Source organism: Pseudoalteromonas sp. BSi20480, assembly GCF_000241365.1.
Taxonomy (GTDB): domain Bacteria; phylum Pseudomonadota; class Gammaproteobacteria; order Enterobacterales; family Alteromonadaceae; genus Pseudoalteromonas; species Pseudoalteromonas marina.
Genome location: NZ_BADX01000145.1, coordinates 35,594 through 51,215, shown reverse-complemented (window position 1 = coordinate 51,215; position 15,622 = coordinate 35,594). Strand labels below are relative to the sequence as shown.

The 15,622-nt window shown below is 38.9% G+C and carries 13 protein-coding genes and 1 pseudogene; 13 read left to right on the top strand and 1 reads right to left on the bottom strand.

Annotated elements, in window-relative coordinates; translation table 11 throughout:
- Nucleotides 1-76 precede the first annotated feature (76 nt).
- The 12 genes and pseudogenes from P20480_RS18590 (at nt 77) to P20480_RS19930 (ending at nt 13,803) form a co-directional block, all read left to right on the top strand.
- A pseudogene (locus P20480_RS18590) lies at nt 77-1,443 on the top strand (MFS transporter).
- Nucleotides 1,444-1,463: 20 nt separating this feature from the next.
- Nucleotides 1,464-2,165: a single-stranded DNA-binding protein gene (ssb, locus tag P20480_RS04450; RefSeq protein WP_006793117.1), complete on the top strand. Its 702-nt coding sequence runs from the start codon at nt 1,464-1,466 to the stop codon at nt 2,163-2,165.
- Between the two features lie 140 nt (nt 2,166-2,305).
- Entirely contained in the window at nt 2,306-3,601 is a 1,296-nt protein-coding gene (locus P20480_RS04455; protein WP_008115066.1) for a tyrosine-type recombinase/integrase, read from the top strand.
- Nucleotide 3,602: 1 nt separating this feature from the next.
- The gene (locus P20480_RS04460) at nt 3,603-5,141 is read left to right on the top strand and encodes a site-specific integrase (RefSeq protein WP_008115067.1); all 1,539 of its coding nucleotides are present in this window, start codon (nt 3,603-3,605) and stop codon (nt 5,139-5,141) included.
- The gene (locus tag P20480_RS04465) at nt 5,134-7,224 is read left to right on the top strand and encodes a hypothetical protein (RefSeq protein ID WP_008115069.1); all 2,091 of its coding nucleotides are present in this window, start codon (nt 5,134-5,136) and stop codon (nt 7,222-7,224) included. The genes P20480_RS04460 and P20480_RS04465 overlap by 8 nt, the downstream gene beginning before the upstream one ends.
- A complete protein-coding gene (locus P20480_RS04470; RefSeq protein ID WP_008115070.1) occupies nt 7,217-7,633 on the top strand; it encodes a hypothetical protein in 417 nt (138 codons plus the stop codon). Before P20480_RS04465 ends, P20480_RS04470 begins: the two co-directional genes overlap by 8 nt.
- Nucleotides 7,630-8,058, top strand: coding sequence for a hypothetical protein (locus P20480_RS04475; RefSeq protein WP_008115071.1), 429 nt, complete (start codon nt 7,630-7,632; stop codon nt 8,056-8,058). Before P20480_RS04470 ends, P20480_RS04475 begins: the two co-directional genes overlap by 4 nt.
- Complete coding sequence (locus P20480_RS04480) at nt 8,055-10,289, top strand: AAA family ATPase (protein ID WP_008115074.1); 2,235 nt, start codon at nt 8,055-8,057, stop codon at nt 10,287-10,289. The genes P20480_RS04475 and P20480_RS04480 overlap by 4 nt, the downstream gene beginning before the upstream one ends.
- A gap of 107 nt (nt 10,290-10,396) precedes the next feature.
- Nucleotides 10,397-11,155, top strand: a complete 759-nt coding sequence (locus P20480_RS04485) for a hypothetical protein (RefSeq protein WP_008115076.1) — start codon at nt 10,397-10,399, stop codon at nt 11,153-11,155.
- A 37-nt stretch (nt 11,156-11,192) separates the two neighbouring features.
- Entirely contained in the window at nt 11,193-11,615 is a 423-nt protein-coding gene (locus P20480_RS04490; RefSeq protein ID WP_008115078.1) for a hypothetical protein, read from the top strand.
- Between the two features lie 552 nt (nt 11,616-12,167).
- Nucleotides 12,168-12,797: a hypothetical protein gene (locus P20480_RS19935; protein ID WP_238530317.1), complete on the top strand. Its 630-nt coding sequence runs from the start codon at nt 12,168-12,170 to the stop codon at nt 12,795-12,797.
- Nucleotides 12,784-13,803, top strand: coding sequence for an EAL domain-containing protein (locus P20480_RS19930; RefSeq protein WP_008131675.1), 1,020 nt, complete (start codon nt 12,784-12,786; stop codon nt 13,801-13,803). Before P20480_RS19935 ends, P20480_RS19930 begins: the two co-directional genes overlap by 14 nt.
- A gap of 61 nt (nt 13,804-13,864) precedes the next feature.
- On the opposite strand, the gene P20480_RS04495 is transcribed toward P20480_RS19930, so the two are convergent.
- The gene (locus tag P20480_RS04495) at nt 13,865-14,773 is read right to left on the bottom strand and encodes a 1-aminocyclopropane-1-carboxylate deaminase/D-cysteine desulfhydrase (RefSeq protein ID WP_008131673.1); all 909 of its coding nucleotides are present in this window, start codon (nt 14,771-14,773) and stop codon (nt 13,865-13,867) included.
- Between the two features lie 175 nt (nt 14,774-14,948).
- Here P20480_RS04495 and P20480_RS19530 point away from each other — a divergent pair, with 175 nt between their 5' ends.
- A complete protein-coding gene (locus tag P20480_RS19530; protein WP_008131670.1) occupies nt 14,949-15,470 on the top strand; it encodes a type II secretion system protein in 522 nt (173 codons plus the stop codon).
- Nucleotides 15,471-15,622: the final 152 nt, after the last annotated feature.

The following is a 15,622-nucleotide window of genomic DNA, read 5'->3' as shown; positions in this document are numbered from 1 at the left end:
TTTAAGCGATTAATTATTGCCAAGCTTGTGGTAGAATCCTTGCCTAATTTTTTCACATCGTAAGATTTTGCTGATAATGACTGCATCTTCACTTAATTCACGAGAAAAGCGCGCCGCTGTATCGCTAGCGAGTGTGTTTGCATTTAGAATGCTCGGCTTATTTATGCTGATGCCGGTATTAGCGATTTATGGCCAGTCGCTTGACGGTTTTTCACCTATTTGGATTGGCTTTGCTATTGGTGCGTATGGCCTAACGCAGGCTGTGTTGCAAATACCTATGGGCCGTTTGTCAGACAAAATAGGCCGTAAAAAAGTTATTATTGGTGGCTTAGTTGTGTTTGCTATTGGCTCAGTCATAGCCGCATTAGCTGAATCTATTCAAATGGTAACCGTAGGGCGTGCATTACAAGGCATGGGCGCTATTGCTAGTGCTTTGCTTGCATTTGCCAGCGACTTAAGCCGAGACGAACAACGACCCAAAGTAATGGCGGTTATAGGTATGAGCATAGGCATGAGCTTTGCTTTTGCTATGTTATTAGGGCCTATTGTTGCCGCGTCGTGGGGTGTTGCTGGCGTTTTTTGGCTAACAGCAATACTTGCGGTATGTGGTATTTTTATTATTACGTTTTTAGTGCCCAAAGCGGTTAATAAAGCCCCCAAAGGCGACACGCTTGCAAGCTTTAGCGATATTAAAAAGCTGATTAAACACCCGCAGTTAGCACGCTTAAATGCCGGTGTATTACTGTTGCATTTAACATTAACAACCATTTTTGTTGTGTTACCCAGCCAACTAATAAAAGAAGGCCTAGCGGCAGAACAACATTGGTATTTGTATATTCCAGTCTTGCTTTTAGCATTTCTATTAATGGTGCCCATTATGATTGTGGCCATAAAAAAAGAAAAAGAAAAGCAAGCATTTATAAGTTCTGTAGCGCTGTTAACAGTCAGCATGCTTGCCATGTCAGTATGGATTAATAGTGTGGTAGGAATTGCAATATGTATGTTGCTTTATTTTGTTGCGTTTAACTTTTTAGAAGCAACAATGCCCGCGCTTGTATCGCGCTTAGCGCCTGCTAGCCAAAAAGGGTCAGCCATGGGCGGGTACTCGTCTAGCCAGTTTTTAGGGGCTTTTTAGGTGGTATTTTAGGTGGTTACGTAGCACAAACAATAAGTACGCAAGCTGTGTTTGCGGCAGCGGCACTTGTTGGGTTAATATGGCTTGTTGTTGCGTGGAAAATGGAAGTACCACCCAAAAGTAAAGTTATTAGTTTAATGACCAAATTAAGTACTGAGGAGCATGCCCAAACATTGGCTTCTCAGTTAGTTGCTTTACCCGGTGTAATAGAAGCAACAGTAGTACGCGACGAAAGCCGTAGCTACTTAAAGATTAATGATAAAGAATTTGACCTAGACCAAGCGCGAAAAGTCGCTGGTTTAATCTAACGTTTATAGGAGATGGTTTCATGGCACGCGGTGTGAACAAAGTAATTTTGGTTGGTAATTTAGGGCAAGATCCTGAAGTTCGTTACATGCCTAACGGTAACGGTGTAGCAAATATTACCTTAGCAACTTCAGACAGCTATAAAGATAAAAACACTGGCCAAATGGTTGATAAAACTGAATGGCACCGTGTTGTATTTTTTGGGAAACTGGCTGAAATTGTAGGCGAATATTGTCGTAAAGGTTCACAAATATACGTAGAAGGTAAACTTCAAACACGTAAATGGACTGATCAACAAGGCCAAGAAAAATACACCACAGAAATCGTTGTTGATGGCTTTACAGGTCAAATGCAAATGCTAGGTGCTCGCGGTGGAGACCAGCAAAGTGGTGGCGGTTACCAAGGCAATCAAGGTGGCCAGCAAAACAGTGGTTATCAAGGTAATCAAGGTAGCCAACAAGGCGGTTATTCACAAAATAATCAAAACCAGCAAGGTAGTTATGCACCACAGCAGCAAGCTGCACCTGCTGCACAGCCTCAATCGGCGCCTGCACCACAGCAAAATAACCAGTATCAGCCACAAGGCGGTGGTTTTGCTCCACAGCAAAATAGTGCACCACAGCAGCAAGGTGGTTTTGCACCTAAGCCTCAAAATGCACCACAAGGCGGCGCATCAAATCCAATGGAACCAACAATAGATTTTGACGACGACATTCCGTTCTGAGGAATACATAAATAAAAATTGTAGATTAAAATTATTAAGGGCTTGTTTTTACAAGCCCTTTTTGTATTTGTAAATTTTTATGTTGACAATGACCTCTCTAGGCACTATACATAAATAAAATGTTGATAAAGAGGTGTTCAATGTCACAAATTAGAGATCTGATTTTTAGTAACGGTGAGCGATATCCAATCTTAATGGAAGAAAATGGGTTACCTAATTATTGGGTGACGTTGTACGTTACTGAAAAATTGAGAACATCCCACACACAGTCAGCAATATCTAATTCACTTGGTCATCTAATCCATCTAAAGCTTTGGGAAAATATTAATGATAGAAATCTTGTCTCTGAGTTTGAGCAAGGCCGCTTATTAAATGACGAGGATGTTTATTCCATACGAGATCATTGCACATTAGATACAAGGAGTTTAAAGAAGTGGCTAAAGACATCCGAGAAGAATGTCGTTAAGTTTGCTGCGGCATCGACAGCTAGCGTAACACCAATACAAAAAGTATCTAACGATCATGCTTCAAACCGAATGAGTCAGATAGCTTCTTATCTTGAGTTTTTAGTTAGAACTATTCTCAAAACGAAATTAATTGAAGAAGAGGTTTCAAATAATATTGAAGCCATGAAAAGCCTACTTTTGGCAAATAAGCCTAAAGGCAGCAGTGGCAAAGGACTTACTGCTGATCCAAATACTAAAGCTCCGCCTCCTAAAGCGTTTGAACGAATTTTAAGAATCGTTAAGGAGACTTCACCTGATAACCCATTTAAGGGCGAAGAAGTTAAATTTCGAAACGCAGTGATATTTGAGGTGATGGAAGCAACAGGGATGCGTGCCGGAGAAATTCTAGGCTTGCAGATCCAAGACATTGATTTTCAGAAAGGAAAGGTAGCAGTTGTTCGTAGGCATGACGCTGTTGAAGATCCTCGCAAGAAACAGCCAGTGGCGAAAACTAATGAACGCTCGATTCCTATTGATAAAAAAATCACTGATAGGTTGCGTGACTACATCATGGATAAAAGAGCGAAAATACCTGCTGCTAGAAAGCACCCGTATGTTTTTGTTACGCATAAACATGGTAAATATCACGGTAAACCAATCTCGAATAGCACCTTCGTTAACAGAGTGCTGAAGCCTGCGGTTGCTATCCATCCAGAATTACTTGAAGAAATTACTCGTCATGGTTTTCGTCACAATTTTAACTACAAGCTTTCTAAGAGGATCGATGAGATTAATAAAGCGGCTAAAGAAAACCCTAAAATTAAACCTATTAATGAAAAGAAAGAAATTCAGATCCGAAAAGAACTGAATGGGTGGAGTTCAGATAAAACCGCTGAAACTTATAACCTGAGACACATTCGAGAAGAGGCTGATCGAGTGATGCGAGAGGATATGGATCACTGGACTAACCGAGCTAAGAAGGACAAGTAGTATGCAATTAAAGAAGAATAAGGCTCTAGTCAGCCAGCACACAACGAAAAGCGGCTATCCGTTTTATTTTTCGGATATTGAGTGGAGGCTAGACGGTTCAACCGTGATTAATTTCCAGCGTTTAACCGCTCTTGAACCAGAAACCGAAGATGGTTTTAGAAAAGCTTTGTGCCGCTACGCTGAAGAACTTTCGGCTATGCATACTTTTAATATGTTTAATCGCTTCAATGCTTACATGAAGACTACAAAAGAAGGTAAGCTGTCATTGCAAGGGTTAACAAATTATCGAGCGTCATTTGATTCAGATAGCGAGTATAAGCTAGGAGCACTCAAGGGATTCTTGTTGGCTTGGCATGAGTGGGGATTCAATGGGGTCAGCAAGGAAATTGCAGATTATTTAGAAGAGCTAACTCTAAAAGGAAACCCAAAAGGTAATGCGGTAAAAGGCGCTTGCCCATATTCTGGCCCTCTAACACATAATGAGCTTGGAGCTTTAATTGACTGGGCATCAAATGCCTTTACTAAGGAAACTCTTAATTTAAAAGAATATTGTTGTTTTATGGCGTTGGTTTTAACTGGCCGTAGATATGTTCAGATTCGCTCATTACGTTCAGTAGATTTAATTGTTAGGGAAGATTCAAATGGTAACGACTACGTTATCAATTGCCCTAGAGCTAAACAGCGTGGTGTTGGCTTTAGGGAGCAATTTACACCGCTGCCAATTAATGAAGACTTGTATCTTCTGCTTCATAATCAACGTAACCAATCAATTCAGTATGTTGAATCTAGCTTAGGAGAAAAGTTACATGACTCTATACGTGAGCAGATCCCAATTTTTGTTGAGGAAACAAGAGTTAATCGGTTATCAAGTATAGAGGAGTTAGAAACAAGACTTTCACAAACGCCAGACTACTTACATATGGCTGCTGATTCTGCATATGAGTTATTGCGAGGAGTAGCGATTAAAAACACAGCCTGCTCTGAAAGAACAGGTGATTACATTAACTTCACTGCTTCACGTTTTAGATATACCAAAGGAACAAATCTAGCTCGAAGAGGGATTAGTGGTGTTGCATTAGCTGCTGCACTGGATCATACCGATACGCAAAATATTGGTGTGTACACAGAAAATACTGAAGAAACAGCAAAGCAAATTGATGAAGTAATGGCTCCTATGCTTGCGCCATTAGCTCAAGCTTTTTCAGGGAAATTAATTGCATCAGAACGTGATGCTGTTAGAGCAAATGACCCGAACAGCCGAGTGAAAAATGGCAAGTCTGAAAATGTTGGTAACTGTGGAACTTATGCTTTTTGCGCTTCTGGATATAGGGCTTGTTATACATGTTCAAGTTTTGAGCCTTGGATTGAAGCACCTCATGAAGAAGTTCTCAATGAGATCTTAGCTGAAAGAGATAAGCAAAAAGAGTTAGGAATATCCAACAATGTTATTCAGTCTACAGATCGGCTTTTACTTGCAGTTCAACAAGTTATTGTAATGTGTAAGCAAGAGCTGTCAAAAGAGGAGTGCGCAAATGGCTGATATTATTCACTTTCAACCTAAGCATGAGATAAGCGCTAAGCAAAATCTAGACAGTTTTATTGAGCACTGCAAGAACACATTAACACTCTATGATGATCAAGGCGGTTGGCAAAGTAACAATTGGCAACACAAGCAAAAAAATCGGTCAATAGCGATGACTTTTTCCAAGTACAGAGCAAAGTCAAATCCTGCGAACTTTGACCCTTTGGATGAACCGTTCTTGTCTTTTGCAAAAGCTTATATCCGCTATAACCAGAGTATTAAAGCGGTATCCAGCGTAACAAATAAAATGGTCGCATTGCGTATGTTACATGACGCTCTAGTAGCCGTGCATGGTATTGCCAATGTACTGAAAACTGATGGACTGGTAATTGGTGAATTAGAGACTATCACTAAGCAAAGAGTTACCAATAAAGATCGAAGAAATAAGATTGGCTATCAGATTGAGATATTATTGGAGTTCATTCGAAGCAAGCGAACAGTGCCTGCACTTCAATCGTGGGAAAACCCTTGGCCTAAGGTGGGGGCAAAAGCCGAAAGAACAGATGAAGACTCTCGTAAATGGCAAGATACTCGTTGCCCAAGTATGCACCAGATGCTTGCTTTGGCTGATTGTTTTTCTAATGCAGAAACTTTAGAAGATAAATACTGGTCAAGCGTTATCACTTTATTGATGTTTGCACCGGGAAGAGCTGGGGAACTATCAGAGCTAACCGTTGACTGTTTGCACCGAGGTGAAAATGGGGCGCTTGGTGTGAGGTGGTATGCTGAAAAAGGTTTTGGACATACGATCAAATGGGTTCCAGAATCTTTAGAACAAACGGTCATTGAAGCGCATAGCAGACTTATGGAAATTGGAAAGCCTGCAAGGGAAGCTGCTAAGTACGCTTATGATCACCCTAATGTGTTTATGCGCCACGCAGGTTGCTGCACGCCAGACGACTTTGCAGAAAACAAACCGCTAAATGCCTATCAATTTGCACATGCGATGAGCTTTACAGAGCACTCTATAACAAGCATGAAAGCTAAAACGAGTCAGTTTAGCAGCGTAACAGCATGGAATATGGTTGGTGGTAAAAATACAAAGTGGGTTCAAAAATTAATTGCCTCAGGTGAGCCTACTTATGAAGATTTAGCAAGCTTTGTTGCTTCAGAATATCAAACTCACGACTGGCCTAATCTACCTTCTATTCAACGCCCAGTATGGGAATCTTTAGTATTAATAAGAGATCGTGAGTTCCACAATGACTTTGACGTTAGAGAATTCTCATGGCGATTACCAAGCGTTAATGAACTTAATGCTCAATTAGCAATTAGAGACAAGTTAAAAAATCCACCTAAAACATTATTCCAACGTATGGACTATAAAGATGAAGACGGCTCTGATATTCGCTTAACTTCACATCAGATCAGAGTTTGGTTATCAACTAATGCTGAGCGTGGTGGTATGGATGCATGGCAGCTAGCTAGATGGGCTGGGCGTGCTCGAATTAACGATAATCGTCACTATGACTTACGCACACAAGATGAACGTGAGCAGCAAGCGAGAAGTATTCTTGAGTTTAATGAGAGACCAACAGCGTTAGAAGCGATTAAGCTGAATTTGCCTGTTAGCTACAAAGATCTAGGGGTAAATCGTATCGGTATAGCCGATGTAACTGAGTATGGTATGTGTGTTCATGATTACGCAATGTCGCCATGTACGAAAGGCGGTGAGTGCATGACATGTAAAGAGCATGTTTGTATCAAAGGTATGCCAGAAACACTTGAACGCATAATACGTCTAGAGGAGCAGGTCGAATCTCAATTCAATAAAGCGACAGAAGATAACGCTGATGGTGTTTTTGGTGCTGACAGATGGGTATCGCATTTGGGTTGGAAACTGGCCCATATTCGCACACAACGTGAGCGGCTCGAATCAGAAGATACGCCAGAGGGGGCAATATTGTGGATTCCACCTGAACATGACCCTAGTCCTGTAAAAAGAGCACTTGAGCAAAACGATTTAGAAATCAACGCTAGTGATCAAGATCTTGTTGAAGAATCTGAAGTCGCAATGTTATTGGGGATCGAAAATGCCTAAAAAAATCATTACTGAAAAAACATTACCATTAGCATTACATGAACTCGATAAGTGGTCAGGAAAGCTCACTTGGAATAGTTTTGCTGAGCAGCTTGCAAAGGTGCTTGGGGAAGAGAATATTAGTAGACACACACTGCTTTCCTACCCTGCTTTAGTTGAAGCTTTTAACGACAGAAAACAAAGCCTTAAAGAAGCAACTAAAGACGAAGAAAAGGACATTACACTTGAGTTTGCTAAACAGCAAATAGCCACTCTTGAAGCTAAAGTGGAAAGGCTGGAAAAGCAAAACGAAAAATTGCTAGAACAGTTTGTCCGTTGGCAACATAACGCATATATGATGCCCAATGTTGATATGAAACTATTAGATAGGCAACTTGATAAGCCTTTACCTGAGGTTGATAGACGATGACCAAAGGAAAAAACGGACAGCAGATTGCTCAAGAGAATATCAAACTGGTTCAGGCTTGGATTGATGAGCGTAATGCGGCTAGAGACTGGCACGAGTATGAATACAGCGGCAAAATTAATCGTAGAGTATTAGCTGAAGAGCTGGGTTTTGCAAAGTCTGTATGTACGCAGAATAAGGCCGTCAGAGCACTAATTGAGGAAGCTGATAGCTATTGGTTTCGCAAGATTGATGAAGATAAAAAGTCTCATGAAGCTGCACGAGAAAGAGCTGAAAAACAATCAGGTATGGCGGCAGTAAGCAACAATGCGCTGACACAAAGAATTGCTGAGTTAGAAGCCGAAAACAGACAGCTACAACGTGAATTGATCAAATTTAAAAAACAGCAAACGTTGGTTCAATCTGGCGCAGCAGGGTTCAAGTTATGAGCGAAGTTGTCCACCTTCGTCAAATCATTCAAGTGAAGAAGCAGAGAGCTAATTCATACGCAACAGTTGATCTTGTCAACGCAGATGGTTCGATTAAAAAACGAGACAGAACAACCGTTGTTAAATTTCCAGAGCACGCCCAAGATACAGCTACAACAGGTAGTTTATGGGAAGTCTCAGGTAGAGAGCGACTTAATCACTTTACCATTAATGACTTTCCATTAAGCGAGTACACCATTGATGCAGATAACATCAAGTTTCTGAAACCTTCAGGCAGGATTTTATCTCGTTGGATAAGCAACAATATCAAAGGTATCGGCAGCGTTATAGCTAATCGTCTTGTTAGACATAAAAAACTAGCCCAACTTATTGAAACGCAGGATACAAACGCTCTGCTAAACATAGCAGGAATGACTGAAAATCGTGTTAAGGACTTAATAGAAAGTTGGCCTAGTGAGGCTCTTTTTAACACAATTAATTGGCTTGAAGAGCAGAGTTTGCCACTGGGCTTTGGTGAAAAGCTAGTGGCGATATTTGGTGAAGATGCGATTGATAAAATCAAAGAGCACCCTTTTATCTTAGTAGCAATGGGGGCTGCTTTTGAACTGGTATCACAACTTGCACTAAGACTTGGCTTTACATTAGAAGACGAAGTTGTTGTTGCTGGCATCGCTCAATATGCGGCAATTAATCATGCCAATAAGACTGGTTCAACAGTGATAACCATTGATGAACTAAACAAAGAATACGCTAAGCTCATGAACTCTGACACTCCAGAAAATGTTGGGGGAATAGCCTGCGAACAAGGTCTTTTAGTAAAGGTCGAAGATGGTTATCAAGTTTACGGGAAAGCATTGATGGAAGCGGCTGTAGCTCAGTTTATTGTTGATGCACACCAAAAGCCATCAGGAGAAGGTTGTCTATTGGCTGGCTGGGAGTGTAAATTATCAACAGAATTGGTCGAGGCAGCTTTAACGGACTATGAAAGCACTCTAGATTTTAATTTAACAGTCGATCAGCGTGATGCTGTTGTCGGTGCTGTACTTTCTCCTGTATGCGGCATTTCAGGTGGTGCAGGAACAGGTAAAACAACGATACTAAAAGCTGTATTAGGTGTCTATGACCGAGTAGCACAAGGAATACAGTGCTATCAAGTGGCTCTGGCAGGCCGTGCAGCACAGCGTATGGCGGAAAGTACCCAAAGGCCAGCCCAAACCATTGCCAAGTTAATTAGTGAGCATCTAGGCGACAACAAGCCTGATTTACCTGAGCAAATATTGTTAGTCATAGATGAATCGTCAATGGTGGATCTTTTGTCTATGTATCGACTAGTTGGCATATTGCCAGATGCAGCTAGAGTAATCTTTGTTGGTGACACTGCTCAATTGCCACCTGTAGGTAATGGCTTAGTATTCCACGCCTTAACTGATACTCAGATACCATTTTTTAACTTAACGCAGGTTAAGAGGCAAAACGAGCAAAGTGGAATACACAAGTTTTCGACATCTGTTAGAAATGGGCTGCTTGAGCCTCCAGAGTTAACTAAAAATACACTAAGAGAAAGCAGAGATTGCTCGATTGAAACAAAGCCAACTGTCGAAAGGCTTATCAAGCTTTGGCAAGAGTCTGGCGGGATTACTCAGAGTATTGTTTTATCACCCATAAGAAAAGGTAAATTTGGTGTAGATAACTTAAATCTAGAGCTGCAAGCATCAGTAGGTAATGATAGGCAAGCTATTTACTTTCAAGACTCATTAAGGGGCTGGATTCCTTGGATTACATCAAAAGGTTCAAGGTTATTGAAAGGTGATCCTGTATTAGCCACTGCAAACAATTATGATGAAGATGCAGATCTAAGAAATGGTGATTTAGGGCTTGTTGTCGAAGTCTTTGAACAACCTGATGAAGATGGTGTTGTTGCCGTTATTGAAGTAAACAACACCTTAATTAACGTTACAGCTAAGCTATTGGAAAAACTGCACCTTGGGTATGCCATTACTATCCACAAATCACAAGGTTCTCAATGGCCTAATTGCTTTGTCATGTTACCTAATGAAGCGAAAAAAATGATAGATCAAACGTTGCTATATACCGCATCAACTCGTCCAAGTGAAAGGCTAGTTTTGATGGGAGATGAACAAGTAATTGACAGGGCTATTATGGTTGGTTCAAAAGCTCACAAGAGAAATTCTTATCTAAGAGAGCGAATAACCATAGTAAAAAATATCTAGAATAAATTGTTGATATTTTTTAAAAACTGTTCGTAACTTGCACAGTTTAGATATTGTTGCTATGTTAGTTCATGACAATGGAATTAAAAAATAACAAGGAATTTTTTATGAAATATTATTTCGTACTATTATTAACCCTCATATTTTATTCTTTTTCTTCGTATGCAACAGAGTCCTATGACTATTATGTTCAGTGCGAGTCTTGTACGTACTCTCAAATGGAGCACAAGGCAAAAGAAGCTGCTAAGACTATTGGAAGGCAAGATGTAGTTGTATTTTCTACGGAAACTTCGGTCATTAAAGCTTTTAATATAGATGTAGAAATAGAATCAGAGCCGGGTTATCAATATGTTGAAAAGTACTCCTATGTTAAGTCTGTTAGTGCTGAAACACAGAACCAATTTAACGAGGTATCTTCAACATTAAGAGAAATTAGGGCTGGAAATTCAGTAGATTATACAGGCCCTAACTGTCCTACTTCAGAGTGTTTGACAACTGTAGCTGGTATGGGGTCGGTTACTTCATGGCTCACAGGTAAGTTTGTATTCCCTGCTACAATGAACTCCGTAATGCAGAAAATTCTTAGTAAAATAACAGGCACTCCACCAGAGAAGTATAAAATATCTGTATGTTTCGATGATGGTATTTGCGTTGAATTTCAATTTGAGTATTTATTTAGTTCTTTTGGTTGGAAAACTACAGGTGTAACAAGTGCAAGTGGTCCTTCAGGAGGAACTGGTTCACCCACAGGAGGTCAAGGCTCTGGCGGAGGCGGTTACATTGTTTGTGACACATGGGTTACATATACAAACACAACCGCTGATGGGACGTATTGTGAAGGTTGGCGTTACGTATCTGTTCATTAGTAACGATAACTATTTAAATGTGTGAAATGGAGATGCTATGAAAAAGCTAAATTCAATAACAATAGTGATTATATTATCCTGCATTTATTTTTTAGGCTCTATGCTAGGTTATAGCTTTATTTTTGAGCCTTTAGGCCAGTTCATGACCTCTAATATGGCTCTAAACAAACCAACTGAATTGATGAGTAACATAATGCTATCTATACAACATTTTCTTGTTGCGTTAATTGCAGCTTTACCTGTTGCTATTATGATGCTTAAAAAATTCAAAGTGGATAAATTGATATTCATTGTATTATCTACTTTACCTGTTGTGTTGATTGGGGGGGTAGGGATTTTGAATGTTAATGGTGGCAGCAATATTTTCTTAATTGCAAAAGATATATCAATAATTATTTTAACACCACTTATAGTAACGTACTTGTTAAGGAAATTCGAAACGCAGAGACATCATAATTGATTTTAAAGGCTGGCTAACGTTCATTTCAACAGCCGCATTCAGTTTAATGTGTAGTTATTGAAGAGGAATTTTGAGTAGAAAGCCATAATCATAATAATACTTAAAATACATACATAATTGTTGATTATAATGACTGTATTGCTTGATTATAATTATATAGTAAACGTTTTTAATATTTATGTTGATTAAGGTTTTTTGAACTTTGTCAGATAACTATAATAATAAGGGTGCAAGACTTTTTACTCACTCACCCTTCTTTTGATTTATGTGTTCATTACCTTTTTAGACAAAGACAAAAATAAAAATGTTGAAAAGATATTTTGAAAGCCGCTATTAAGCGGCTTTTTTATGTCTTTCACTCCATCAATGTTAGCCAATTTTCTCGTGTTGCTAATAATGGTAATTAGCTTAAGTACTGTTTTACATTTAAAGTTAATTGGCTACCTTGTGCTTATGGCTTTTTTGAACAACACTTTAGTGACTAATATTACGTGTGGGTGAGTTATGTCTAAGGGGCAGTATTGGTTATTAAGATATTTTAAGCCGATTTGTTTGGTCATGCTTGTTGTATCGCTTATTGGCTTTAACCTCATTTTAAGCAATGCGTTACATTTAAAAGTACATAGCGCTGGCCAGCAGCTCACAAAGCAAGTTTATGAGTTACAATTAAATGCCCCTTTGAATCAAAAAACACTGTCTGTTTTAGCACAAAGCAATGGCTTTATGCTTGCACCTGAGTCGTCTTCCCTCCACTTTAAAAACATTATAAAGCCGCAGCTTGAGGTGTTTTCATATAAAACATTGAACTTAGGCCTTTACCATTCACCTGTGTGGATAATGGAAAGCTACTTATTTATTTTACTTAACCTGGTGATAGTGGGTGCCGCTATTTCATTATACCGTTGGGGAAGCGCTGCTAACTTTAGACAATTAAAACACCAAAACCGTCATCACAATTCAACAAAATTGGCGCGTAGTATTTCCAGTTTAAATGTGGTTAAAAATGTTGAAAGTGAGGAGTTAGCCTCACTATATGCTGCCGCTGAACAGTATCATAGTTTGTTTGTTTTGGTCAGTTGGGAGTGTAAGTTTGACAAAAATACCGACTTAGAAACTAGTTTTAAAGTTTTTATTCTAAAAGGTATTCCAGAGATAAAAAAAAGTAGCTGTGAAACTTATTAATCCAGACAAGCTAACCATTATGCTTTACAACGTATCTATTGCAGAGCTTGATCGGTACACGGAGCGTTTGCATAAAATAATTTTTAATGTGTGCCAAAGCCATCAAAAAAATACGACTCGTAAGCATGTTAAATTGGGGGCGTGTAATTTTCGTCTAGGAGCAGATCAATCAAAGGTTTTGCAAATAGCGCAGTCGGCCCTAACGCTTTCAAAAAATAGTATGTTATTACACCGTCACCGGTTGGCGCTGAGCAAAAGCCAAGAAGTGTTATTTTGTAATGAGCAGGTTATAAACAATATTAAGAAAAATAAATTTATGCTGTCTTTTCAGCCTGTTTTCGATCTGATTAGTGGTGATATTATCCAGCATGAGGCGTTAATTAGAGTAAGACACGACATGCATGGATTACTAGCTGCTCAGTATTTTATTAACCAAGTTGAGAGTAAAGATGACGCGTTAATTCTAGATAAGGCGGTATTGTCGCAAATACTAACACTAGTAATGGCCGAGAAGTCGCCTTTGAGCGTAAGTATTAATATGCATCCTAAAAACTGGCTTAACAATGAGTTTTGGAGCTGGTTAACCATGCAAATGGATAAGCTTAATCTAAGCTGTCAATTACAGTTTGAAATGAGTGAGTCTTTCTTTTGCAACAACAAAAATGCGTTATCAACTACGTTAAATACAATAAAAAAACACAGATCTAATATTATTATTGATAATGTAAAAACGAGTGAAAACATTCCTTTGCTTATTCACTGTGAAGAGGTAATAGGCCTAAAGCTAAGCTATGAACTCGTTCACTTAGTTAATGAAAAATCGCATAATCAAAAATGTATTAAAGAGATTGTTGATGCAAGTAAAATGTTAAACCTTCCTGTTTATGCCGTAGGCGTTGAGACTCAAAAAGAGCTCATTATGTTAACTAAATTGGGCGTTGCTGGCGCACAAGGTTTTTATTTTTCGGAGCCTTTACAAGAGCTAACTCAGGCTGTTTTTCATTAAAATATTTAAGCTTTGTAAATTAACGCCTTATGCAATGGGGCTTAACCGAAAAGAAGTATGCCTAAATTAGTTTTCTGTATTTAAGACCCTCTAACCCCTGCAAACCACCGGTATGAATCGCAATTATTTTACTGCCAGAAGGAAAATAATCTTGCTCTATTAAGTTCCATATTGCGTACATCATTTTACCACTATAAATAGGCTCTAATGGTAAATTGTGTGTAATGTCCATATGTTGGCAAAACGCCCATAACTCAGGGGTAAATTTACCGTAACCACCTCCATGAAAGTCGCAAAGTAATTGCCAGTTAGTTTGTGACTGTGCTTTGCTGCTTAGCTCTCGGACTTCATCCGTTAAATATTGCGCTTGCTTTAAAACTGCAATTCCTATTATTTGTGTTGCTGTATTACTCCCCTCAATTAACCCTGCTAATGTTCCGCCGCTTCCTGTGGGGCAAATTAGGTAATCGTGTTCTGGTAAACTTTGTGCAAGCTCTGCACAACCAGGTACTGCATAGGTATTTGTCCCGCCTTCGGCAAGAATATACGCATCTGGAAACTTCTCTTGAAGCTCAGCAAGGTATTGTGAATCGTTTCGTAACTTATATTCAATGCGATTAACAACATGAAGCTGCATGCCACACTGCTGTGCAAATTGAATTGTTGGGTTGCTTAGATCTAAGTTAGGCCCGCGAATAATCCCATGTGTTTTTAAACCAAAGATTTTTCCAGCTGCGGCGCATGCATGTATGTGGTTTGAAAACGCCCCACCAAAAGTAAGTAGCTCAGTTTTATTCTGCGACTGCATTTGTAATAAATTATATTTTAGTTTGCGCCACTTATTCCCATTTATTAGAGGGTGAAGCAAATCATCTCGTTTTACTAGTAACTCAATGCCTTTACTTTTTAACCACGGATCATCAATTGTTTGCGTAATAGTGGTTTCATTTATTTTGAAAGATGCAGGCATTTTTTCTCAATTAAAAGGATTAATAAAATACATGACCAATTTTATAGCTTATAAACAAAAGGGGCTATCCAAAATTACAACGGATTGTTGTGTGTAACAGTGCGTTGATTAAATTTTGAGTAGCTAGATTGGTAAACATGTTTTAAAGTTAACCAATTGTAAAGGGAGTTTAGTTATGAAGAAGCAATTTCAAGAAACAATACTTATAAAAAAACAGGTTGGCTTTTCGTTTCTGCAGCTAATAATTGTTATTGTCACTTTTGGTGCGTTAGCTGTTTATTTTGCCCCGCGCTTTTTAAACCTTCAAGGTGAGGCACACGCATCCATTCTTGAAACACTGCAAGTATCAATTCAAGCTGAAATAAGCGTTGTACATGGAAAAGCCATTGTAAAAAGTGTGCATAATAAAGCTAATGCTAGTATCGAGCTTGGTTCAGGAAAAATGGTTGATATTGTTTACGGCTATCCTGCTGCAACCGAGGCCGCTTTTAAGGCATTTTTAGATACTAAGTTTGCGAGTGATAATACTGGGGAATTTAATATTACTAGCAACCCACAAGTTGCAAAAGCTATTATTTATCCCAACAGTTATTCTGCAGTAGAGAATTGCCGTATTGAATATGTTGAAGCCAAAAAAAACACTAAACAAAATATAATTACTGCGCCCGCTTTAAGCGTATTTACGTCTGAGTGTTAGTACAAAAAATAAGTGTTTATAAGTTTGCTAGTTTATTTGATAACGTTATTTTTAATGGTTAACGGTTAAATAACGCAAATACGCTAGCTTTAATACAAAGTGACACTTAACGGTGATCAATAACCTAAAATAAAATAGTTTCACTGTTAAGT

Coding starts and splice junctions, on each gene's coding strand:
- P20480_RS04480 (WP_008115074.1), top strand. CDS start 8,055: ATGAGCGAAGTTGTCCACCTTCGTCAAATCATTCAAGTGAAGAAGCAG.
- ssb (WP_006793117.1), top strand. CDS start 1,464: ATGGCACGCGGTGTGAACAAAGTAATTTTGGTTGGTAATTTAGGGCAA.
- P20480_RS04465 (WP_008115069.1), top strand. CDS start 5,134: ATGGCTGATATTATTCACTTTCAACCTAAGCATGAGATAAGCGCTAAG.
- P20480_RS04490 (WP_008115078.1), top strand. CDS start 11,193: ATGAAAAAGCTAAATTCAATAACAATAGTGATTATATTATCCTGCATT.
- P20480_RS04455 (WP_008115066.1), top strand. CDS start 2,306: ATGTCACAAATTAGAGATCTGATTTTTAGTAACGGTGAGCGATATCCA.
- P20480_RS19530 (WP_008131670.1), top strand. CDS start 14,949: ATGAAGAAGCAATTTCAAGAAACAATACTTATAAAAAAACAGGTTGGC.
- P20480_RS04495 (WP_008131673.1), bottom strand. CDS start 14,773: ATGCCTGCATCTTTCAAAATAAATGAAACCACTATTACGCAAACAATT.
- P20480_RS04470 (WP_008115070.1), top strand. CDS start 7,217: ATGCCTAAAAAAATCATTACTGAAAAAACATTACCATTAGCATTACAT.
- P20480_RS04485 (WP_008115076.1), top strand. CDS start 10,397: ATGAAATATTATTTCGTACTATTATTAACCCTCATATTTTATTCTTTT.
- P20480_RS04475 (WP_008115071.1), top strand. CDS start 7,630: ATGACCAAAGGAAAAAACGGACAGCAGATTGCTCAAGAGAATATCAAA.
- P20480_RS04460 (WP_008115067.1), top strand. CDS start 3,603: ATGCAATTAAAGAAGAATAAGGCTCTAGTCAGCCAGCACACAACGAAA.